Below are 241 nucleotides of genomic sequence, written 5' to 3' on the forward strand. Positions count from 1 at the left end.
CGGCGTCTCGAGGAGCTCAAGGAATTACCCGGCAAGGCAGCCAAACCCGCGCCTCCGACGGCCCCGGCCGACGCCCGTTGTTTCCCCATTCAGGACATCGAGCTCAAAGGCGCCGACAGTCTTTCGGACGGCGAGAAAAATCGCCTGCTCAAGCCTTACATCGGCCAGTGCCTGGGCGTTACGCAGCTCAACGAGTTGCTGAAAGTCATCACCGATCTGTACATCGAGAAGGGCCTGGTCA

Annotated in this window: 1 protein-coding gene; it reads left to right on the top strand. The window is 60.6% G+C overall.

Annotated features, from left to right (window positions below):
• A partial coding sequence (locus tag ACCC96_RS30415; RefSeq protein WP_413697758.1) for a POTRA domain-containing protein occupies positions 1–241 on the top strand: 241 nt, incomplete at both ends.

This window comes from Pseudomonas sp. Pseusp11 (genome assembly GCF_047304405.1).
In the GTDB taxonomy this organism is placed as follows: Bacteria; Pseudomonadota; Gammaproteobacteria; order Pseudomonadales; family Pseudomonadaceae; genus Aquipseudomonas.